Below are 21,008 nucleotides of genomic sequence, written 5' to 3' on the forward strand. Positions count from 1 at the left end.
TTTGTCTGTTTATACTTTAAAGCGATAACCGACGCCCCATATCGTCTCGATATATTGCGGGTTCGACGGATCATGCTCTATTTTTTCGCGCAGCCTCCGAATGTGTACCGTAACCGTAGCTGCGTCGCCGTTCGAATCGAGACCCCATATTCTCTCGAACAGCTCTTCCTTTTCGAATACGCGGTTCGGATGCGAAGCGAGCAGCAGCAGCAGCTCGTATTCCTTCGAAGTCAGGCTCGATTCGTTATCGTGAATCGTCACTCTTCTGGAAGGCTTATCAATCAGCAAGCCGCGAATTCGTATTTGTTCGCCACGTTCTCCGCCTGACCGGTCACCGGTCAATCGCTCGTATCTGGCAAGATGGGCTTTGACTCTTGCTACAAGCTCGCTCGGACTAAAGGGCTTCGTCATATAATCGTCCGCTCCCAGTCCCAAGCCTCTAATCTTATCAATATCTTCTTTCTTCGAAGTGACCATAAGGATGGGAATATTATGTGATTGCCTGATCTGTCTGCATATTTCGAAGCCGTCCAGCTTCGGTAACATAACATCCAGAATGATAAGATCGAACTCTCCCGCAAGCGCCTTCTCTAAGCCGATATCTCCTCGGCCTTCAATCTGTACGCTGTAGCCATAACTCTCTAAGTAATCGCGTTCCAGCTCGGCAATAGCTTTCTCGTCTTCAATGATCAGTATGTTCTTCATGTTCAGTCACCGCTTTAGGCGTTGTCGCAAGCGGCAGCTTCAGGAAGAAGCGAGCTCCGCCATTTATCGCATTTTCAGCCCATACGACGCCGCCATGCCCTTCGATTATTTGTTTGACTATGGCAAGCCCAAGACCGCTGCCGCCGGTCTCAGAATTGCGCGACTGTTCGGCTCGGTAGAATCGATCGAATATATAAGGAAGATCCTCCTCTTCTATTCCCGGACCTGTATCCACCAGCTCGATAACCGCATATCGATCTTCGTCCTGGATGGTTACGTCAATCCGCTTCTCGCTGCCTTCTCCCTCTTGCCCCATATACTTCACGCAATTGTTCAAAATATTCGTGAGCACCCGGCTAAGCTTATCGGGATCAGCCGCTATCATAATCGACTGCTTAGCTGGTGCAGAGTAGGTGAGTTTAACACCCGATTTTTCCAGATCAAAACGCTGCTCTTCGAGAAAATGCTCCAAATATCGCTTAATATCCAGCACTTTGAAATCGAAGGCAACCGTCTGCAGGTCCAGCTTGGAGAACAGGAACAGCTCGTCGATCAGTTGATCCATATCGCCCGCTTTGCGGTAGATCGTCTGCATGTACCGCTCCCGCTTCTCGTCGGTATTGGCAATACCGTCCATTATACCTTCGACATAACCTTTGATCGCCGAGATCGGCGTCTTCAGATCATGCGAGATATGGGACAGCAGCATCTTCCGATTTTCCTCGTACAGCAAGCTTTGATCAATCGATTGCTTCAGACGTATTCGCATCGCCTCGAACGCGGCGCTCAGCTGGCCAATCTCACCTCTGCCCGTCTTCACAAGCCGCTGCGACAAGTCGCCGTCTTTGATCTGCAGCGCAGCCGTCTTAAGCTGCTGGATCGGCTTAATAATACTGCGCGACACAAAGTACGTTAACAGCAAACCGGTCAGGGCGACGAACGCAAGGCCGATTGCGGTGCCTAACGGACGCCAGAAGAGCGGAACGACGTCATATCGCCGGAGCAGCAGCATCTCTCCTTCGCTGCCATCGGGATACCGGAAGCCGAAGGCGTCTGTCTCGAACCGGAACAATCCAAGCGGCGCTTTATCTGGAGGATTGTCCAGCAGTTGTTGCCAGTCTTCTTCCGGAGACAGCTCTTGCAGGAAAGGAGGAATCGATACAAGCTTTCCTTCCTTAGCAATAAGCAGACCCGCCCATTGCTCGCTAAGCCTCGACTGCAGATCGTTCACATAACTCTCCTCGTTCATCTTGTCCGAATCGTTCTCAATAACGTACGAGAGCTCGCCGTAAATCAACATTTGACTCATCTTCTCTGTCTTTTCGATCTCGATGTACTGCCTGATGTCCTGCATGCCTCCAGCATGAAATACGAACATTAAGAAAGCGATCATGAGAATGAACGGAACTACGGTCATAGCCAGGTAAGACACATACAGCTTTACACGAATGGACATTCGATACACGCCCTGCCTATTGCTTATTCACACTGTTTTATTAGATTTATTAACGCGTCAATCTATCTTTTATCATAATGGCTATTTCTAAACGAACTAGTAACCATTTCTTACAAAATTATTACGTTTAGCGCGGTAGAAATTTATCATTTATGCGATTTATAATTAATGCTGTTAATATTTAACGACAAGTATCGTCGCTGCCTTGGCAGCATAATCTCGCCCCTGCAATGATTGAAGCAGCAAGCAGCCAAATGAAAACGATCCAGCCTATAAGCGACCGTTCCGCATTCCAATCGAGCAAAGTGTAGACAAGAATGACTAGCGAAGGCAAGAATATCGCCACTGCCTTCCTCCACCGATAGCCTGTCCCAAGTAAAAGCGAAACGAAATATAAGCTTATAAGGAAGCTCGTTATTGGCGCTACAGCCCATATGCTAATGGATAACCATTGATCCGTTATCAACAGCTTTCCTAGCAAAAAAGGCGAAGCGAATACAGGAAGCAGCAGCGTTTCTTTCCGCGGCAAACGTTTAAGGAATGGAAGGTTTGGCCGCGGCATTGCTGACTGATTGACGGATATCGTTTTATGCCATTTGGCCCAACGATACCATAGAATGATGAACGGCACGGCTAACCCAAGCGCGGATAGCGAATGCTGCAGCCAGTGATGTGCATATTCCCCTGCAATCATCATTTGAAGCGCCGGTATCCGCTGCACGAACCAACCGCCGCTATGCGTAAAATTGTCGACAAACACATGCGACATAAAACCGATCCCGGCAGACAACAACCAAACAAGAATGGCTAACGCATCAAAAAAAGCCCATTCAGCCCTATGTGCCAGTCGCCTTGGCAACAATTGCTGATGGACAAAGGTATTAATCCCGCCGATCGCAGGCATGAACAAATGCAGCCTGGGCGCAACAATCCAATGATAAGCACATGCAATCGCTAAGCACAGAGGAAGTCCAAGGGTCAGGAAACCGATAAAGGAATGGCCAATTGAACGATACGGCTGCATGGCCACAAAATATTCCATGTCGGGAGCCATGCTTCCGAGCACGAGTCCTGTTAGGCTTAGCGAAGGCATAAGCTTGCGGAGCGGAGCCGCATATAAAGGATGTGACAAGGTAAAAGGCATTGCCTATTCTCCGCTTCTAGCGGTCATACAAACCGCCGAATTTATTAATAGGCCAAATACGGAATACCGCTTTGCCTTCAATGCTAGATAACTTAATCGGGCCCAGCTCGCGGCTGTCCATGCTATGCTCGCGATTGTCGCCCATAACGAATAAATAACCAGGTTCGACAGTGAACGGAACTTCGTACATACCTGCGAAAGTGTTCCCTTTCGCATAGTCCTCGTAAAGCTTCTCGCCGTTTATGTATACTTCCCCATCACGAATGTCAATGACATCGCCCGGTAAACCAATGACCCGCTTCACGAGTCGAAGCTCGCTTTCCGGTCCGTTAATAATGACAATATCGCCGCGCTCAGGACTATGGAAGCGATAGGACCATTTATCCTCGATCAGGCGTTGTCCGGCTACAAGCGTATTTTGCATCGAGACGTTATGAACTTGAGACTGGGCGTAAACGTAATTTTGGAATAACATCGCAACAATAATGGCAATCGCAAGAGACATGAGCCAATCCCTTAATTCCTTCTTCCACTTGCTCTTCTTCGCTGTTTCCTCGTTCAAATGTCACTCACCTCTTTATCATTTATGACTAAGATTTATACGCTTATCCATGGATAAAGTTTCCACGATCCCTTACAAAATAGCAAGTGACAATTTCGAGGTTCATGCGCTAAAGTGTTAGGGAAAGGAGTTTTTATAGCCCTATGCCAGTAAATGATCGCTCACAAAAACTGTTGTTTACCATTGTTACCATTCTGTATTGGACATCCATGTACACCTACGTACCCATTCTTACCCCTTACTTAAGCGGTCGCGGGCTGTCGCTCCAAATGATCGGCATCGTTCTTGGCAGCTATGGCTTCGTGCAGATGCTTGGCCGCTTCCCGCTTGGGATTATGTCGGACAAATGGGGCAAGCGCAAACCATTCGTCTTGCTCGGCATGATTACCTCCTGCATCAGCTGTCTGCTCTTCATTGTTCCAGGAATATGGGCATGGCCGCTTGCGGGCCGTATGATGGCAGGAGTCTGCGCGTCGACCTGGGTTGCTTTCACCGTCTTATATGCAAGCTATTTCGGAGCAGGCCAGACAGGCCGGGCGATGGGCAATATAAGCGTCATGATCGTATCCGGACAGATGCTCGGCATGGTGCTAAGCGGCTGGTTGAACGATGGCCTTGGCGACAATGCCCCTTTCATTACAGGCGCCATCCTATCCGCAATTGGTCTTGCGCTTGCATTCTCGCTTAAGGAACCAAAGCTTGCTGCAGACAGCCGACCTGCGATGTCCTTCGCAATGGTCAAAAATGTTATTCGCACGAAGCTGCTCCTTCAGGTGTCGATACTTTCGATATTAGCGCATGGCGTGCTGTTCATCACGATGTTCGGCTTTACGCCGCTTAAGGCAGAACAGCTCGGCGCGAACGGCTCGCTGCTGACGCTGCTCGTATTCGCCTTCATGCTTCCTCATGCGATAGCTTCTTCGCTGACGGCTTCCTGGTTCGTTAAACGATTCGGCTATTGGGGAACAATCGGGCTCGGCTTTACCGTTAGCTCGTTATGCACCGCTTCGATGGCCTTCTTCCAATCGTATGAAATGCTCGTCATTACACAAGCGTTTAACGGCTTTGCCCAAGGGCTTCATCTTCCGCTGCTGCTCGCTCTATCTATACGGGATGTCGAGCTGCCTGGGCGCGCAACGGCAATGGGCTTGTATCAAGCGCTGTATGCGATCGGCATGTTCTCCGGACCATTCCTTGCCGGATGGCTTAATGAGAGCTGGGGACTCGACAGCGGCTTCGTATTCGGAGCGATGTTGGGCGCTGCGGCAGCTCTGCTCGTATGGCTTTGGTCTTCTATGGAACGAGCAAGCGCACGAAAAGCAAAACCTTCTTCTTCTGGGGGCATCAGCTTATGACAGGTGCTGTTAGCGAGAAGCGAACACAGCTAGTGCTTGATATTGGCGGCGTGCTCGCTACGAATTTATCGCCAACGTTTTGGCATATGCTCGCCGAGGCCGCCGAGATGGCGGTCGACCGTTTATATGCGGATTACAAACAGCAAATATCGAAGCTGCTATGGACTGGGCAGCTTACAGAGACGGATTTCTGGGAGTGGCTGCAAGTGCAGCTCCCTTCCATTGATACCGGAAAGGCTCAGCATTATTTGGCGGAGAGTCTGACTGCGCTTCCTGCTTTGGATAAGGTTGCAGATTGGAGCGATAAGGCCGACATCCACATTCTAAGCAATCATGTTGCAGATTGGGTGAAGCCGATTCTTGAGCCTGTCCGCCATCATTTCTCCACGGTTACGGTCTCAAGCGATGTCGGCATGAAGAAGCCTAGCGACAACATCTTCATCCATGTCAATAGTCTGCTGGGGCCGGACGCCTCCATTCTATTCGTAGACGATCATCCCGCCAATCTGAAGCAGGCGGAGCAGCATGGCTGGCGGACGTTGCTTGCCGATCACGATGGACAATGGATCAACAAAATCGCCGCTCTCCTATAAGGAGGCGGCGATTATTAGTTGTATGGCGCTAGCGGCGAGCGTTGCGGCAAGCAGTACGTAATCAGGCTTGCCGAATCGCAGCCGGAATCCGTACGTCGGCTTCTTGCGAGCGTGACCAAATCCGCGTGCTTCTAATGCATCGGCCATCTGCTCCGCTAGTCGTACAATCGATCGAATATATGGAATAATGACGGAATACAGCATCTTAATTGGAACGCTGCGCAGCGGCGTTACCGCCTTCCCTCTCGCATGAGCAAGCTTCGCAAACCTCTCCCATTCCCCTGCCAGCAGCGGTATGAACCTAAAAATCAACGTAACGAGCAAAGCAAAGGAATGAATCGGGATGCGCAGGCGCGACATCCATCCGAAGGTCTGCTGAATGGATCGTTGCAGACGCAGCGGGGTTACTAATTGCAGCATCGGCATGCCAAGCATCATTACGACGAGCAATTGGCATAGTCTCAGCACGGTCGGCTCCGCACTGCTCCATAGAAAGGCAAGCGGGCGGAATTGGATGCCGCTTATGACGCCGATAATGACGATAAAGTACGCATAGGCGCGAATGACGCCTGCCCACCGGTAGATATGCTGCCGGAAAGGCACGAGCAGCAGCGCCGTCACGCAGGCCGCAAGCGCAAGCGCGGCCAAGCTTTGTTGGGCGAGCAGGCTGGCTGCGAGCAGCAGATAAGCCGCGACGAGCGCGCGCGGATCGAATGTATCCGCGCGCGGCGGACGCCCCTTAGGGGCGTCCGCCGCTGTGGCCGCGGCAGCGGCGGGGCTGACGGCGKGCGGCGCGGATGCCGCCGCTGACGGTTGCGGGGCGCGCCCGCCATTGCGGCGCGCCAGCTGCTCTGCCGCCGCCGCGGCTGCTTCGCGCGGCGACGGCCATGGCGCCCCGCCGCTCCGCGCGGGCGCCGCAGGCTCTTGCGGCGGCAGAGCCGCCGCCTCGCGCAGCGCGGCTAGCGCGCGCAGCGCCTCCGGCGCAGCTGCGGCGTGCGCATGCGCCGCCGCAGCGGGTGCCGCTTCGCGGACGTTGCCGTCTTCGATGACGGCAACCGCATCCGCGAGCGGCAGCAGCGCGTCGAGGTCGTGTGTCACCACGACCGCTCCGCGCCCTGCAGCCCTGTGCGCTTCCAGCACCGCGCACAGGCTGCGAATGCCGACGGCGTCAAGACCCGCCGTCGGCTCGTCCAGCAGCAGCCATTCCGGCTCGCACGCCAGCAAGCAGGCGAGCGACAGACGTCGCTGCTGTCCGCCGCTGAGCGTCCAAGGATCGCGCGTTAACAGCTCGGCGTCAAGACCCGCTGACGCCATCGCCCGCTCGATCCTTCGCTCCGCAACTTCCGCCGATACCTTGTACGGCTTCATCGAATAAAGCAGTTCGCCGCGCACCGTGGACAGAAACCACTGCGACTCGGAATGCTGCATCGACAGGCCGAAACGCAGCGATACCGAGGCGTTTAATTTCCTTCGCCGCCCCTTCTTGATCCATAAAGGCTCATCACCGAGCATAATTTCGCCATTACGCGCCTCTCGCAGTCCCGCCAGCGTCTCCAGCAGCGTCGACTTTCCCGCTCCATTGCGTCCGACGAGCAGCGTAATCTTGCCAGCTTCGAACCGTATATTAGTTTGCTTCAACAGCGTCTTTCGCTCTGGTCCATCTGTAACGACCGATACATCCTTAAGTCGCCAATCAGCCCCCATAACCGCTCACCGCCTTCGCCAGCATCGCCGGCACGATCGGAAATGGATCAAGCGACAAACCTAACCTCTCCATCTCCCATGCAAGCTGAACCGTATAAGGCGCATCAAAGCCAAGACTCTCACATACGCTGTCTCCTTCATGCCCGTCTTCTCTTCTATACCAATTCGATGCGCTTCCATCAAACGCGATACCGCCATCCTGCATGGCAACGATACGATCCCCTTCATCCAGCTCGTCAAGCTTCTGCGTAATCCAGATGACGGTCGTCCCTTTGCTATGGATCGCTCTCGCTTGCTTTAATACGAAGGCGGCCGCTTCAGGATCAAGCATCGAAGTAGCTTCATCCAGCACAAGCAGCGGCGAAAAGACCGCGAGACAGCCGGCAATGGCGACGAGCTGCTTCTGTCCGCCCGACAAAGTGCTGATCGGCTGATGCAACCTATCGCCTAAGCCTACGGCTTGAAGCGCCTGCTCGGCTAAAGCTGCTATAGCTTGCTCCTCAGCCTCATTCTGCTCCAACATAAGAACAACATCTTCCCATGGCGTAGCGCCGACCATTGCCGCTTCGGGCTGCTGCATGACGATCGGCACTAATCGACTCTCAGGATCAGAACGCTTAACGTTTCCTGATAACCCATCGACTCTTCCGCCAGTGATGACCTTGGCAAGCGTGCTCTTTCCGCTTCCGTTGCGCCCTACTAAAGTAATCCACTCGCCTGAACGTATATGTAAATCAACCTGCTTTAATATCGGCTCTATTGGTTGTTGCCTTTCAACGAATGCGATCGGACGAACCGTAACGCCCGACAACTCTACTTCAGAAATGAAATTCAATTTTTTTCACCCAACCTCTTCCCCAAACCAAATCATTGTGCTACAATCCGAATTGTTAACCACAAATCAAATATAGTTGGTTAACAGTTAAAAAGCAACTACATAAAGGAGTCGATCCGAAGTTATGCCTGTCCAAACCAATAATATAAGAGCGCTTGTATTTACCGCCTTATTCGCCGCGTTATTCATTGTTATGAATTCGTTATCGATAAGGCTCAGCTTCTCTCCAGTTCCGATTACGCTTCAGACGTTCGGCGTATTGCTAGCCGGACTGTTCCTTACACCGCGCAACGCCTTCTTAAGCATCTTCACCGTCATCTTGTTAACCGCCATCGGTTTACCGCTATTTAATGGCAAGGGCGGCATCTCGTATTTGCTTGGCCACACCGGCGGCTTTATCATTGCATTTCCATTTTGCGCGCTGCTTATCAGCCTCGCCGTTAGGTGGGCGCTAAGCAACGAAACATTCAAGCGCAACAAAATCGTATTGTTCATTGCCTTATTCCTTGCATTTGAATTGTTCAGCTCGCTGCTAACGTATTTGCCGGGTATTCCTTGGCTTATGCATGTGCTCAATTGGAACTTTGCGAAAGCGATGACAGGCGGTTTCTACCCGTTCATTATCGGTGACGCCCTTAAGTCCGCATTGGGTGCCGTGCTAGCTATCTCCTTAACACCTTACATTGCCTATATTCGCTCGTCAACTGGTTCAACCCGTGATACTTATACGAAGACKGTATCGCCGTAACGAAATGGCATCGCAAGCTTCAAAAAAAACAAGCTGTCTGATCATTCTTCGATCCTATTGGATCTTAATGATCAGACAGCTTTTTCTTATTACAGACATTGTATGGAATAACATGTTACTACCGCTCATCCCAGTTCCATAACCTTGCTTCCCCAACATGCAAATAGCGAACGAACGGCGCGTCCTTCAACTTGAGCAATTCCTTCGTTGGGCCAGTAACGACCATTCCATATATGGTAACCCCGTTCTCTTCGACATAATCAAGCACCTGATCCGCATCAAAGAAGTGCGTATAATAATTCGTAATCGTCTTATTTTTGCTCAGCAAACGAAGCGTATTGACGAAATTCTCATTCCGAACATCTCCGCTTCCGTATGTTTCTACACCAGGATAAGAGGTTGTCGATCCGCTGCCGACTGTCCACCACAATACTTTTCTCTCTTCATATACCGTCGTGTAACCGTCTTCTTCATGCCACATAGGCATCGTAGGGAAGCCAACGGGATGTCTCACCGCAGCAGTCCCTTCCTCTCCCGCTTCACCTGTATACACAGCAAGCCACACCGGTTCCATATCCTTGCCTTCGAACAACTTTAACGCTTCATCCGTTGAATACATCCGATCAAAAGAAACATACACTTCCGCGACCGTTCCCTCCGGCAACGAACTTAGCTTTGAAGAGCCGGGAGTACCATTTTCTTCGTAACTTTCGTCTGGCAAATAAAAGGGGGTATAACGGTTTGACGAATTTTTGTTATCGTTTTGATCAATTAACCTCGGCCACCCAAGAAACATTGTTGTATTCAGATCGCCCATGTAGACACGCTCGTCGCCTACTTGCTTCACCAAGTCGCCAAAATACTTAATGCCTAACACAGAGGCGGGATTGCTGTTTAGGCTTATTCTCATATTAGGACTAGTCACGGCTATCGCCGATTCAATAACATCGGCATACAAATTACGTTTTTCCGGTTTCCCTAAGCCGTAATAAATCGAAGTCAAAATCGAATTAACGATCATAGCTGCAAGCACTATCCCGATTACGCCGCCAATGCTCCAAGACCTTGCACGCCATTTGCCTCGGCGCATAAGCTCTTTCGCCCGTTTCGGATTTAACTGCATCGAACCAACTTCGCTTATCGTATCCCGCTGTTCCTCTTCGAGCAGCTCATCGAGATGCGATTGATAAAGCTCCATCTTTGCTAACTCCGCTTCAAGCTCTTCCCGCTCCTCCTGGCTTAGCTTCCCTTCTCTATACGCTTTCAATTGCTGTTTGAAATCACCGCTCATCGTCTTCTCCCCTCTCGCGCAGCTTGCGAAGCTRCTGCCTCGCTCTGAAGAGCAGCACTTTGAAATTAGCTAATCCTATTTCCATAATGTCCGCTGCATCCTGATAGCTCAAGCCTTGGTAATCATAGAGCAGCACCGCTTGTCTCTGATTCTCGGGTAAGCTGGCGACGGCTAGACCAAGCTCGCCAAGCTCTTCGCGTCTCAGCAGAACAGACTCCGGCGAGTGCTTGGCCGGCGCACGTATGTTTCGGAAGAAGATAGATGCAAATGGCTTGCTTCGCTTTTCCTTACGCTTGTAATCAATGAAAGCGTTGTGAGCAACGCGCAGCAGCCAGGGCTTCACCCTTTCGCCATCGTAGCTTTCTAGATATAGGTAAGCGCGGTAGAACGTCTCTTGCAGCAAGTCCTCGGCCGCGTAATGGTCGCCAGTGAGATATAACAAGTAACGATGAACATCCTGCATATATTGCTTGTAAAGTTCGTCCAGTTGATTGTTCGGTTTCGCCGCCTCCCTTCCGCCGCTGACATCCTATACACGCATCAGCTCCCAAAAAGTTACACTTAGCATGAAAAAAAACAACCGCATCCTCAAGATGCGGTTGTTTCAATCTCTATTCTCACTTGAACCTACATGATTTTGTTTCTGTTTTCTCCGGTATAGAACGTCTGCCACTACTAACAAAACCATTGGAGGGATAAAAGTAAGGGCGTCAATATAGACGAAGGTCCATGGAAATCTGGCTTCGCTTATGTAATTCTCATTACCGGGCAAATAGCGGAGCAGCGCAATAAACCAAGCTGCAATGATAATCATCGCTATCCAATATCCTTTCATTCGAGTTCCCTCCTTCGTCTTTCCATTATGCCCCTATTATGCCGTTAGGCATGCGAATAATTTACAGCTTCAGGGACAGACTTAGTTTATTAAAGAGAGGAAATTATTAACTATGATGCATCGCATGATGATATCGAACCAACAATTAATGGCATTAATCGTCATTTCCACCGTAGGTACTTCCAGTCTTTATGCGCCGTCTTCCTTATCGCATTATGCGGACCGAGATGCATGGTTTTTAGTCCTTATCGGCATCTTGGGCGGAGCATTGAACCTGCTGGTCTTCCTGCAACTGAATAAGCTGTACCCAGACAAAAGCCTTATAGCTATTTGCACGCATGTGCTCGGACGCCCGGGAGGCGGACTATTGGCGGTTATTTTCATCCTTTACTTTATGGATGTGTCGTCTTGGGTGCTTCGAGAGTTCGCCCAGTTTTTCGTCATTGCCTTGAACCCGATGATTCCGCAAAATTGGTATCTCCTCATTGGCATAATCATGTGTGCCTATGCCGTCTTTCATGGATTGGAGGTCATTTCAAGAGTCGCGTTTATGATTTTTTTGATCACGATCATAACCTTTCTAGTCATTTATTTGCTGTTGATCAAAGAGTACCACTTTGACTATTTGCTACCGGTGCTGGAGAACGGCTTTATGCAACCGCTGAATGGTACAATCGTGGTCGTCTCTTGGTTTGGCGATCTTATGTTCATATCCATGGTTTTGAATCACGTGAAACGTTCAAAACAGACCGTTCAATACGCGGTTGCCGGAGTAGTTATTTCCGGCATCTTTCTGATGATGGCAGTCATTGGCTGCAGTGTCGTATTCGGGGGGAAGGCGACGAGCAGCTTTACGTATCCCATCATCAGCCTGATTCAAAACATTCAATTGTTCCGAAATATTGAAAGACTTGACGCCATTTTGATCGCCATTTGGGTCATGAGTTCGTTCTTGAAAATAACCGTTTATTTTTGGTCGTCCTTACAAGCGTTGACCGAATGCTTCAGACTTAGCAACCCACGGTTGTTCATTATACCGATGGCGATAGGTATCGTTATCAGCTCGAAGTATAAAGTGTGGGGCTTGATCGAGATGAGCAGCTTTTACGACAAGCAAGCATGGTATTTTGTACTTTTCCAGCTCGCGCTCCCTGTACTGCTGCTCGTCGGGGCGGCAATTAAACACCAAACGTCATCGGAGGATAGACCATATGGAAGCGGATGATCAATTGTTGTCTTCGTCCCCGGATATAAACAAAAAATGGCTGACAGAGAAAATGCGACATACGGAAGACTTGGTCATTATTGACTTTCAAGCCGTCAAAGAAGGACAAGATGACATTACCGTCTGTTATTTGAGGGGGCTTGCCGACGAAACGAAGCTTCGTGAACTTGAGTTGTCCATATCCGACCGCAACTCTTCGTCGCTGCAACGGATGTTGTCAAGCAAATACAAGCTGCATAAAATTGCGGAGGCAGCAACGGAATTGGCTCTGGGACGGACCGTACTCTTGTTTCACAACAAACAGCTTGGCATTGCCTATGACACGCTTGATGTACAACTCCGCAATGTGGAAGAGCCCGTTAGCGAAGCTTCGGTCAAAGGGTCGCGCAGCGGCTTTACCGAATCATTTCGCAACAACCTCGCCTTAATCCGTTATCATTGCCCTTCTCCCGATCTGATGGTCGAATACCGCTCTACCGGGATCATTACGAAATTAGGTTTGGCCGTCGTATCGATAGGAGGCGTGACAAACCCTTCTCTGCTGAAGGAGGTGCATCGGCGGCTCGATGAAATTCCGGGAGACCTCGTCCCGGGAGACAATACAATTGAAGAGTGGATCGTCGATAACCAAGGAACATTGCTGCCATTGATCGAGTCAACCGAAAGACCGGATAGAGTCGTCGGAGGCTTGCTTGAAGGCCGGATCGCAATTGTTGTGCAGGGCTCTCCTTTCGTGATGATGCTGCCGTTCGTTTTCCTGCAAGCGTTCCAAGTAAGCGAAGATTATGCTTGGAATTATTACATCGGTTCAAGCATCCGCATCATGCGGCTGCTGTGTGCGATCATTGGCATGCTGTTGCCTGGTTTTTATGTCGCTACTGTAACGTTTCACCATGAGCTTGTGCCGACGCCCCTTCTCCAGAGCATCGCTTCCGCGAAGGAACCGGTTCCTTTTCCTGCCGTTGTCGAAAGTTTCTCGATGATGATCGCCTTCGAAATCATGCGCGAAGCAGGCGTTCGGATGCCTAAGCAGGTAGGCCAAGCTGTCAGCATTGTCGGCGCCTTAATCCTTGGCCAAGCCGCTGTGCAAGCGGGTATCGTATCTCCTATTATGGTTATTGTCGCTGCGCTTACCGGCATAGCTACGTTCACGCTTCCGTCCACTGCAATCAACTATGTCATCCGAATGATTCAATTCGGAATGACGCTGCTGGCTTCATTAATGGGTTATGTCGGCATCGTAGCCGGGGTTATTATGCTCATGACGTATTTGTCCTCTTTGCGATCGTTCGGCGTGCCTTACTTGTCACCGGCGGCTCCTTTCGATTTCGAATTACTCGGAGATATCGCGATCCGAAGGCCRAGTACTTTCAACAGTAAACGTCCAACTCTATTTCACCCCTTACGTCGTCTTCGTTACAGAAACGGGGCAAAAAAATGAGCAGAGTCTGCGCGTTCCTTATTCTTGCCCTTATCAGCCTGTCAACTGCCGGCTGCGTGGGCAGCGTGGAGCTGAACGAAATTCATATCGTGCATTCCCTCGCGATCGATAAGGGGAATAAACATAACATAAAACTGACCGCTGAAATTTCTAAAATAACGCCAAGCGGACAACAACCGAAAGGCATGCAAAACGATAAATTTTATTTGTCGCAAGAAGGTGAAAGCCTGTTCGAAGCGGCTCGCCAAATGAGAAATAAATCGGACCGAATGCTTCTTTGGGGGCATGCATCCAGCATCTTGTTTAGCAAGGCGATCGCCGAGCAAGGCATTATGCCGCAGATCGAAGCCATCCGCCGCTTGCGCCAATTCCGCAATACGGCTTTGTTATTTATAACGGAAGGGAACGCGTTTGAGATTTTGCAATTGTCATCTCCAAGCGCGACCATTAATTCGCAAGTGTTTCAAGGGTTGGTCGAAGGCGGCAAATCTACCGGTCAAACCTCGAAAACAACGCTTCTAATGGCTTATCGGGACTACACGAACGAATTTAAGGATATAGCGATTCCGCTTATTTATCCGACTATTCAAGCAGCTGATGAAGATAAATCCATTTTGAAAGCGTCGGGTATGTATGCGTTTCACGGCGATCGACTGTCAGGCAAGCTGTCGCCGTCCTTAACGAAAGCCTATCTTCGAGCAAGCAATCTGATGGAAGGCACAATCGAAAGCATTACTTGCGATGACGGCGGGCATGTCACGTTAGAAAATATAATGAGCAAAGCAAAAACGAACGTTAACATTAATGCGAGTTTGGAATCGCGCGTATCGATCACGATTAATGCCGATTTGACCATTACTAATCTAACCTGCAAAGGAATGGATATAACGCCGGATACGATCCATGTGTGGGAAGGCCAGCTCAATACCATTATCGAGCAAGACATCCGGAAATTCTTTCAATACACGCAGAAACAGAAAGTCGACTTGCTAGGCATTGGCGAACGAATTCACCGCAGTAATCCGAAGCAGTGGAAAGCAATGAAATCCGACTGGATGGAGAATCGTTACGGATTGGCCGATTTCGAAGTTCAAGTCCATACGAGAATCGATCATTCGAACTTCTTGATGTAATGGATGCATAAAAAAAGATCCGGCAGAAGAGCCTTCAATAAGGCTACTTCTCCGGGTCATGTATGAAATGAATAGACAAAACGAAATCGGTTATTGATCGGATCGTTGCTTAAGATCGTCTGAATTGACGCTACGCTTGGCTGGCCCGATAAAACGACCCAAAAGCATAAGGAGCGGCGAGGTTTCGATCTCGGCTAGATTGAGCATTTCCGCCCAATTAAAAACGATCAAAAAAGGCATAAGTCCAATTGCTAATACACCAAATATAAGACCCAAAAAAACATTACGCAGCATTTTACCAACCGTCATATCCCATCTCTCCCTTCCCGATCTGATATCTACCCAGTATACGCCCCTATTTTTCGATATTCAACCCTGCCCAAAACAGCTAGTCGCTAAACAAAAAAGAAACCCAACGCCATTACACGAGGGTTTCTCCAATTCACATTCACAACTAGTCTTACATGCATTCCTCTGGATCTTCAGCCGGTGAAGCATCCTCTACATTGATTTTCTCCGAAACGGTATCGCGGATAATCGATACGACGAGCTGCAGCAAGTAGTTGATATCCGTTTGGCTTTGTTGGAATTCGGTTACGATCGGAATGCCGTCCAGCTCATCCTGCAACGTCTCCATCTCGGCTTCGATCTTCTTCACCATATCAGCGTTTTTGAACGTCGTCTCAAACGCGACAACTTCCTTCTGCTTCTTCTTGATCTGATTAATGAGAACCTGAACGCGCTCATTATTATTAATTTGCTTCTCGGCGCGACGGTAATGCTGCACTTCCTCCGAAGTATAGATGACGTTTGCCAGCTCTTTCGCTTTGGCCATAATATCTTCTTTCACGATGAGGTCGCGAGTATTGAACGACGGAATCTCATGATTGCTGCAGAACTCGCCGTGCTCATGATGATGATCGTGACCGTGCTGATCCGTTTTGTTTGCCGCTGTCTGTTGGTTTGCCATTTAACATCTCTCCTGTATCGTCATTAACTAACTGCTTCTTGTGTATGTGTTTCAAGCGCTTCAGCCTTGATATACCAGGTTTGCGCATCCGTTACTTTCGCATGAATGAACTGTCCGATCCATTCCTTCGGCCCTTCCAAGTGAACGAGCTTATTCGTGCGGGTGCGTCCTGATAGGACGTTTGCATTATTTTTGCTCTCGCCTTCGACCAGCACTTCTACGATCTGTCCGAGAAGCTGCTCGTTCTTCTCACGGAATATCGCTCCGAGAAGCGCATTCAGCCGCTGCAATCGCTCCTTCTTAACGGCAAGAGGAACATTGTCCTCCATCACGGCAGCAGGCGTCCCTTCACGCGGTGAATAAAGGAATGTGTAAGCGGAGTCGAAGCCTACCTCTTCCACTAGCGATAATGTATCATCGAACTGCTCGTCCGTCTCGCCAGGGAAACCGACTATAATATCGGTCGTCAGTGAAACGTCCGGTATCGCCCGCTTAATTTTGCCGACCAGCTCCAAGTATGCCTCGCGCGTGTACTTGCGGCTCATTCGCTTCAACGTCTCCGTACTGCCGGACTGAACAGGCAGATGGATATGCTCGACTAAGTTGCCGCGACCCGCAAGCACCTCGATCAAATGATCGTCAAAGTCGCGAGGATGGCTTGTCATGAACCGAATACGCGGAATGTCAATCTTGGACATATCCTGCATCAGATCGCCAAAGCGGTAGTTGATGTCTTCGAAGTCTTTGCCGTATGCATTCACATTTTGGCCAAGCAGCGTAATCTCCTTGAAGCCTTGCCTAGCAAGCTCGCGCATCTCGGCGATAACATCCTCTGGCCTTCTGCTGCGTTCCTTGCCGCGTGTGTAGGGAACGATGCAATACGTACAGAACTTGTCGCAGCCGTACATAATATTAACCCAAGCGCGCATGCCTTCCCGCTTCTTCGGCATATTCTCTATAATGTCGCCTTCTTTGGACCATACCTCGACGACCATTTCTTTACTGAAATATGCGTTCTGCAGCAAATGCGGCAATCGATGAATATTATGCGTTCCGAATATCATATCGACAAACGCATGCTTTTGCAAAATTCGACCGACGACCGACTCCTCCTGCGACATGCATCCGCATACGCCGAGCAGCAGATCGGGCTTCTCCAGCTTCAACGTCTTCAAGTGTCCGAGCTCGCCGAACACTTTATCCTCCGCATTTTCGCGGATCGCACAAGTATTGAGCAGTATGACATCAGCCTGCTGTCGATCCTCCGTTGCCGTGTAGCCCATCTGCTCGAACATGCCCTTCATAACCTCGGTGTCATGCTCGTTCATTTGGCAACCGTACGTCTGGATCAAATAATGCTTGCCTAAGCCAAGTGTCCGCAGCTCTTCAGGAATGGAGAAATCGTAATGAACCTCGATGTCCTCTTTGCCGCGCTTCTTCTCGTCCTTGTGGCTGGGCGCCGAATTTATGTTTATAATTCTACCTTTGATCCGGTAAGTAGTTGAGCTATCATCTTGATCGATCACTTTCGCATCGCTGAAATCAAAATACTTGGAGTAGTCCTTCGTTTGGACATTACTCTTGTTCTTGTCCTCTTGAGTACGATCGGCAGCCAAGGCCTTCTCACTTCCTTATAGATGCATAAATTGTTTCCGGCACATATAGTCCAATTCAGTATTATACCAGTTAGCGGTACATATATCCATGCCTTGCCGATGGATTATAGCGCTAAGATGCTCTATTTGAACAACGGAGCTATATGCGTAAGTCGAAATTGCTCTTGCACTTCGGCCAGCGAATATCCGCATCTCGTTCGAAGATGCATGTGAGTATGCGGCGACATCACCGATATGTAGGAATGCGCCACATAACTTGGATCAATGGAATACGCGAGTTCATGCTCGGCCGCTTCCTTCAACAGGCTGCAAATAGCGCCATGGATAAAATGATAAGGCGGCGACTCGAAAAAATCGGTTTTCTGCACGTCGTTTAATTGAGAAGCATGCATAACGCCGAGAAACCGCGATTTCGTTTCCAGGAATTGAATAACGTTGCACACGACGTTATATAATCGATCCTGCACGGTACGATCTACCATTGTTTTTAATTGCTGTTCAATATCTTCACTGAAACGCTCGAAGCTGTCCTTCATCACATCCATGCACAAGTCGCCTTTGTTGGCATAACGCCGATAAAGCGTGCCTTGTCCGATTCCTGCTGATTTGGCGATTTGATGCATGCTGACGCATTCAACTCCGTGCACGTTAAACAAGTGATGGGCCGTCTGCAGAATTGCTGCGCTCAACTCTTGTTTTGTTCTGCCGCTGTCTGCTGCCGTCATTGCACATTTCTCCTTCAATTATTTTACCGTTAAAGGATTGACAATTAATACTATCCTCATTATGATTCTATAGTGCGGACAATTGTCCGCTATATAAATGCAGTAGTCGTTCTCATTGTATCCTGTACATGGTTGCAGGTCAACGCATGGAGAACCGGCATACCGCAATAGAAGGATAGGAGGAAATAATAATGGCTTCAGCTTCAATCAAGCCGCAGCAGGATGGCGCTGAATTCTCGATGAAGAGTATTATCGCTCCCCTGCTCGCTATTATTGTCGGCATGTTCATGGTTATATTGGACGGCACGGCAATGAACGTTGCTCTGAAAGGGCTTATGGACGACTTCCAAAGCTCCATGACGCTCGTTCAATGGACCATTACCGGATACGCGCTTGCCCAATCAGCCGTTATCCCACTGGCAGGCTGGCTGTCTGACCGCTTCGGCGCGAAACAGATTTTCCTGCTGTCAATCATCATGTTCACGCTCGGTTCCGCTTTATGCGCACTCGCTACAACGGCAGAGCAGCTTATCGTGTTCCGCATTATTCAAGGTCTCGGCGGCGGTATGGTAGCGCCAATCGCAATGGCCTTTACTTACAGACTTAGCCCTCCGGGCAAGCAAGGTGCTGTTATGGGCATGATCGGTATCCCGATGCTGCTCGCTCCTGCTCTTGGTCCGGTCGTTGCAGGCTGGCTCGTTGATTATGCTACATGGCATTGGATCTTCCTGATTAATCTGCCGATCGGTATCATTGCTGTCATTATCGGACTTCGTACATTGCCTCGCATTGAACGTCAGAAAGTTCCGGCGCTTGACTACTTAGGCATGATCTTCGCACCGCTCGCCTTCGCCTCTCTTGCGTACGGCGTTAGCTCGGCTGGCGGCGGAGAAGGCGGCGCTGGCAGCGGCTGGACCTCGCCTGAGGCGCTTATCGGCATTATCGTAGGCGTAATCGCGCTTATTATTTTCATCACCGTAGAGCTTAGACGCAGTGAACCGCTGCTTGAGCTGCGGGTATTCAAATCAAGCAACTTTACACGCGGAGTCGTGCTTCAATGGATTGTACAGATTGCTTTGTTCGGTACGATCTTCCTTATTCCGGTCTATCTGCAAGTGGTCAAAGAATATTCCGCCTTCACGACCGGCCTTATTCTGCTTCCTCAGGCGCTCGCAGCGGGCTTATTCATGCCAATCGGCGGTAAGCTCTACGACAAGCTCGGCGCACGTCCTGTTGTATTTTCCGGTTTGATTATCATTACGATCGCTACATTTTTACTCACGCAATTATCGGCTGACACGACTCTAATCACGCTGATGATTCCGCTTGCTTTGATCGGTGCTGGCATGGGCTTATCGATGATGCCGCTTAATACGCATATCATCCAATCCGCTCCGAAGGAGCTGGTTAGCCGCGTTACGTCGCTGACGGCTGCTGCTCAACAAGTTATGACCTCGTTCGCTGTGGCCGGACTTTCCACACTGCTTGCGAGCCGTGCAGAGCATCATTTGGCTTCGAATCCAGGACCGGATGTATTCTACTCCGCTTATGCGGATACATTCCTCGTCTTAGGCTGCATCGGCATCCTTGGCATTCTGTTCTCCATCCTGCTTCGCAAGCCGAAGCTGCAAGCGGGCGAGAATCCAAGTGATAAACCAGATGTAACGATGATGATGGGTCACTAAATACATTTAAAAACAGAAGAAGCTGCTCTCCGCTCGCGCGGGAAGCAGCTTCTTTTCTTATAACTTAGGTATGGTATGGCTACAGCAACATCTCTTAGATGTATTATGTTTTACCTGTATTACGTACAGGCTACTGAAGCCAAATCGCTTAATAAGTGACGTTTGATTGGAAAACATACAGTCAAATCCAGCATTTTAGCCTTAAGCAGCCTTCCACGGTTCATTTGAGTGCACAAGATCCAAGCAAACTCTGTTATCATCTCTTATCTAGCCTTTAGATTGTAAGAAATCCATTCAAATGGCTAGTACATTTCTATGACAGAAATCTATTCGATGATTTCCCCGCTATCGCCGTTAGCAATGCCAGCGGCATTGGCTTCATCGGTATCGATATGCAAATCGAGGGCGAAATCATCCGATACGCGGGCAATGACGTTTTCGAATACGACGCCTCGATCACCGCCGACACGAACGCGCAGCCTCTGCTTGTCCTCGATATTCCAGCGTTCCGCATCGCTCGAATGGAAGTGAATATGTCTGGCTGCTACGATAACGCCTTCTTCAATCGTCACTTCTCCTGCAGGCCCTTGAAGCTTGATGCCTGCTGATCCGGCAATATCTCCCGACTCGCGGACTGGAGGCTTTACGCCTAAGGCGAAGGCGTCTGTGCGCGATACTTCAAGCTGCGTCCGCTTTCTTACCGGCCCGAGAATACGCACCTTCTCGAATTGTCCCTTCGGTCCTATCACAGCAACCGTTTCATTGGCCGCATACTGACCTGGCTGAGACAATGGCTTCATTTCCGTTAATGTATATCCAGAGCCGAACAATGCTTCGACATGCTCCTCGGATAGGTGGATATGTCTGGCAGATACGCCGATTGGCACTAGCTTATGTATCATATCGTCACACTCCCTGATCTTTAATAATTAGATACGTTTTTATTGCAAAAAATAAGCATACGGCCCGCAGACCGTATGCTCAT

At 49.7% G+C, this 21,008-nt stretch carries 21 protein-coding genes; 7 read left to right on the top strand and 14 right to left on the bottom strand.

Annotated elements, in window-relative coordinates; translation table 11 throughout:
• Window positions 1-9 precede the first annotated feature (9 nt).
• From AC1DF0_RS20020 to lepB, 4 genes are all read right to left on the bottom strand, one after another.
• Window positions 10-705 carry a response regulator transcription factor gene (locus AC1DF0_RS20020; protein ID WP_442050861.1) on the bottom strand — a complete coding sequence of 232 codons (696 nt, stop codon included), beginning with the start codon at window positions 703-705 and terminating at the stop codon, window positions 10-12.
• Window positions 683-2,161 carry a sensor histidine kinase gene (locus tag AC1DF0_RS20025; RefSeq protein ID WP_442050862.1) on the bottom strand — a complete coding sequence of 493 codons (1,479 nt, stop codon included), beginning with the start codon at window positions 2,159-2,161 and terminating at the stop codon, window positions 683-685. Before AC1DF0_RS20025 ends, AC1DF0_RS20020 begins: the two co-directional genes overlap by 23 nt.
• A gap of 181 nt (window positions 2,162-2,342) precedes the next feature.
• The gene (locus AC1DF0_RS20030) at window positions 2,343-3,305 is read right to left on the bottom strand and encodes a DUF4184 family protein (RefSeq protein ID WP_477575100.1); all 963 of its coding nucleotides are present in this window, start codon (window positions 3,303-3,305) and stop codon (window positions 2,343-2,345) included.
• Between the two features lie 16 nt (window positions 3,306-3,321).
• Complete coding sequence (gene lepB / locus AC1DF0_RS20035) at window positions 3,322-3,867, bottom strand: signal peptidase I (protein ID WP_475820606.1); 546 nt, start codon at window positions 3,865-3,867, stop codon at window positions 3,322-3,324.
• A gap of 143 nt (window positions 3,868-4,010) precedes the next feature.
• Here lepB and AC1DF0_RS20040 point away from each other — a divergent pair, with 143 nt between their 5' ends.
• Window positions 4,011-5,222 carry an MFS transporter gene (locus tag AC1DF0_RS20040; protein WP_477575101.1) on the top strand — a complete coding sequence of 404 codons (1,212 nt, stop codon included), beginning with the start codon at window positions 4,011-4,013 and terminating at the stop codon, window positions 5,220-5,222.
• Complete coding sequence (locus tag AC1DF0_RS20045; RefSeq protein WP_477575102.1) at window positions 5,219-5,815, top strand: HAD-IA family hydrolase; 597 nt, start codon at window positions 5,219-5,221, stop codon at window positions 5,813-5,815. Before AC1DF0_RS20040 ends, AC1DF0_RS20045 begins: the two co-directional genes overlap by 4 nt.
• Here AC1DF0_RS20045 and AC1DF0_RS20050 read toward each other — a convergent pair.
• Together AC1DF0_RS20050 and AC1DF0_RS20055 are read right to left on the bottom strand one after the other, a co-directional pair.
• Window positions 5,810-7,519, bottom strand: a complete 1,710-nt coding sequence (locus tag AC1DF0_RS20050) for an ATP-binding cassette domain-containing protein (protein WP_477575103.1) — start codon at window positions 7,517-7,519, stop codon at window positions 5,810-5,812. The genes AC1DF0_RS20045 and AC1DF0_RS20050 overlap by 6 nt on opposite strands.
• Window positions 7,509-8,354, bottom strand: a complete 846-nt coding sequence (locus tag AC1DF0_RS20055) for an ATP-binding cassette domain-containing protein (protein ID WP_442050869.1) — start codon at window positions 8,352-8,354, stop codon at window positions 7,509-7,511. The genes AC1DF0_RS20050 and AC1DF0_RS20055 overlap by 11 nt, the downstream gene beginning before the upstream one ends.
• Window positions 8,355-8,478: 124 nt before the next feature.
• Here AC1DF0_RS20055 and AC1DF0_RS20060 point away from each other — a divergent pair, with 124 nt between their 5' ends.
• On the top strand, window positions 8,479-9,102 hold the full coding sequence (locus AC1DF0_RS20060; RefSeq protein ID WP_477575104.1) for a biotin transporter BioY: 624 nt from the start codon (window positions 8,479-8,481) through the stop codon (window positions 9,100-9,102).
• A gap of 118 nt (window positions 9,103-9,220) precedes the next feature.
• Here AC1DF0_RS20060 and AC1DF0_RS20065 read toward each other — a convergent pair whose 3' ends face one another.
• The 3 genes from AC1DF0_RS20065 to AC1DF0_RS20075 all read right to left on the bottom strand — a co-directional run bounded on the left by AC1DF0_RS20065 (window position 9,221) and on the right by AC1DF0_RS20075 (window position 11,228).
• Complete coding sequence (locus AC1DF0_RS20065; protein WP_442050871.1) at window positions 9,221-10,393, bottom strand: anti-sigma factor; 1,173 nt, start codon at window positions 10,391-10,393, stop codon at window positions 9,221-9,223.
• Window positions 10,383-10,880, bottom strand: coding sequence for a sigma-70 family RNA polymerase sigma factor (locus tag AC1DF0_RS20070; protein ID WP_477575137.1), 498 nt, complete (start codon window positions 10,878-10,880; stop codon window positions 10,383-10,385). The genes AC1DF0_RS20065 and AC1DF0_RS20070 overlap by 11 nt, the downstream gene beginning before the upstream one ends.
• Window positions 10,881-10,997: 117 nt before the next feature.
• A complete protein-coding gene (locus AC1DF0_RS20075; RefSeq protein ID WP_442050872.1) occupies window positions 10,998-11,228 on the bottom strand; it encodes a hypothetical protein in 231 nt (76 codons plus the stop codon).
• 112 nt (window positions 11,229-11,340) lie between these two features.
• Between AC1DF0_RS20075 and AC1DF0_RS20080 the strand changes: the two genes are divergently transcribed.
• From AC1DF0_RS20080 to AC1DF0_RS20090, 3 genes are read left to right on the top strand one after another with little or no spacing between them, the layout of a single operon-like run.
• Entirely contained in the window at window positions 11,341-12,453 is a 1,113-nt protein-coding gene (locus AC1DF0_RS20080; protein WP_442050873.1) for a GerAB/ArcD/ProY family transporter, read from the top strand.
• Window positions 12,440-13,894 carry a spore germination protein gene (locus AC1DF0_RS20085; protein ID WP_442050874.1) on the top strand — a complete coding sequence of 485 codons (1,455 nt, stop codon included), beginning with the start codon at window positions 12,440-12,442 and terminating at the stop codon, window positions 13,892-13,894. The genes AC1DF0_RS20080 and AC1DF0_RS20085 overlap by 14 nt, the downstream gene beginning before the upstream one ends.
• Complete coding sequence (locus AC1DF0_RS20090; protein WP_477575105.1) at window positions 13,891-15,027, top strand: Ger(x)C family spore germination protein; 1,137 nt, start codon at window positions 13,891-13,893, stop codon at window positions 15,025-15,027. The genes AC1DF0_RS20085 and AC1DF0_RS20090 overlap by 4 nt, the downstream gene beginning before the upstream one ends.
• 90 nt (window positions 15,028-15,117) lie before the next feature.
• Here AC1DF0_RS20090 and AC1DF0_RS20095 read toward each other — a convergent pair whose 3' ends face one another.
• From AC1DF0_RS20095 to AC1DF0_RS20110, 4 genes are all read right to left on the bottom strand, one after another.
• Window positions 15,118-15,336 carry a hypothetical protein gene (locus AC1DF0_RS20095; protein ID WP_442050876.1) on the bottom strand — a complete coding sequence of 73 codons (219 nt, stop codon included), beginning with the start codon at window positions 15,334-15,336 and terminating at the stop codon, window positions 15,118-15,120.
• Window positions 15,337-15,487: 151 nt separating this feature from the next.
• Complete coding sequence (locus tag AC1DF0_RS20100; RefSeq protein WP_477575106.1) at window positions 15,488-15,997, bottom strand: YlbF/YmcA family competence regulator; 510 nt, start codon at window positions 15,995-15,997, stop codon at window positions 15,488-15,490.
• 23 nt (window positions 15,998-16,020) lie between these two features.
• Window positions 16,021-17,613, bottom strand: a complete 1,593-nt coding sequence (gene miaB / locus AC1DF0_RS20105; RefSeq protein WP_442050878.1) for a tRNA (N6-isopentenyl adenosine(37)-C2)-methylthiotransferase MiaB — start codon at window positions 17,611-17,613, stop codon at window positions 16,021-16,023.
• A 122-nt stretch (window positions 17,614-17,735) separates the two neighbouring features.
• Window positions 17,736-18,338, bottom strand: a complete 603-nt coding sequence (locus AC1DF0_RS20110) for a TetR/AcrR family transcriptional regulator (protein WP_442050879.1) — start codon at window positions 18,336-18,338, stop codon at window positions 17,736-17,738.
• Between the two features lie 191 nt (window positions 18,339-18,529).
• On the opposite strand from AC1DF0_RS20110, the gene AC1DF0_RS20115 reads away from it, so the two are divergent.
• Window positions 18,530-20,023, top strand: coding sequence for an MDR family MFS transporter (locus tag AC1DF0_RS20115; protein WP_477575107.1), 1,494 nt, complete (start codon window positions 18,530-18,532; stop codon window positions 20,021-20,023).
• Between the two features lie 326 nt (window positions 20,024-20,349).
• On the opposite strand, the gene pduL is transcribed toward AC1DF0_RS20115, so the two are convergent.
• Window positions 20,350-20,922, bottom strand: coding sequence for a phosphate propanoyltransferase (pduL, locus tag AC1DF0_RS20120; protein ID WP_477575138.1), 573 nt, complete (start codon window positions 20,920-20,922; stop codon window positions 20,350-20,352).
• Window positions 20,923-21,008: the final 86 nt, after the last annotated feature.

This window comes from Paenibacillus sp. 05T425 (assembly GCF_056396205.1).

Coding starts and splice junctions, on each gene's coding strand:
- AC1DF0_RS20095 (WP_442050876.1), bottom strand. CDS start 15,336: ATGACGGTTGGTAAAATGCTGCGTAATGTTTTTTTGGGTCTTATATTT.
- AC1DF0_RS20075 (WP_442050872.1), bottom strand. CDS start 11,228: ATGAAAGGATATTGGATAGCGATGATTATCATTGCAGCTTGGTTTATT.
- AC1DF0_RS20080 (WP_442050873.1), top strand. CDS start 11,341: ATGATGCATCGCATGATGATATCGAACCAACAATTAATGGCATTAATC.
- AC1DF0_RS20090 (WP_477575105.1), top strand. CDS start 13,891: ATGAGCAGAGTCTGCGCGTTCCTTATTCTTGCCCTTATCAGCCTGTCA.
- AC1DF0_RS20065 (WP_442050871.1), bottom strand. CDS start 10,393: ATGAGCGGTGATTTCAAACAGCAATTGAAAGCGTATAGAGAAGGGAAG.
- AC1DF0_RS20110 (WP_442050879.1), bottom strand. CDS start 18,338: ATGACGGCAGCAGACAGCGGCAGAACAAAACAAGAGTTGAGCGCAGCA.
- AC1DF0_RS20025 (WP_442050862.1), bottom strand. CDS start 2,161: ATGTCCATTCGTGTAAAGCTGTATGTGTCTTACCTGGCTATGACCGTA.
- AC1DF0_RS20045 (WP_477575102.1), top strand. CDS start 5,219: ATGACAGGTGCTGTTAGCGAGAAGCGAACACAGCTAGTGCTTGATATT.
- AC1DF0_RS20100 (WP_477575106.1), bottom strand. CDS start 15,997: ATGGCAAACCAACAGACAGCGGCAAACAAAACGGATCAGCACGGTCAC.
- AC1DF0_RS20020 (WP_442050861.1), bottom strand. CDS start 705: ATGAAGAACATACTGATCATTGAAGACGAGAAAGCTATTGCCGAGCTG.
- AC1DF0_RS20040 (WP_477575101.1), top strand. CDS start 4,011: ATGCCAGTAAATGATCGCTCACAAAAACTGTTGTTTACCATTGTTACC.
- AC1DF0_RS20115 (WP_477575107.1), top strand. CDS start 18,530: ATGGCTTCAGCTTCAATCAAGCCGCAGCAGGATGGCGCTGAATTCTCG.
- AC1DF0_RS20030 (WP_477575100.1), bottom strand. CDS start 3,305: ATGCCTTTTACCTTGTCACATCCTTTATATGCGGCTCCGCTCCGCAAG.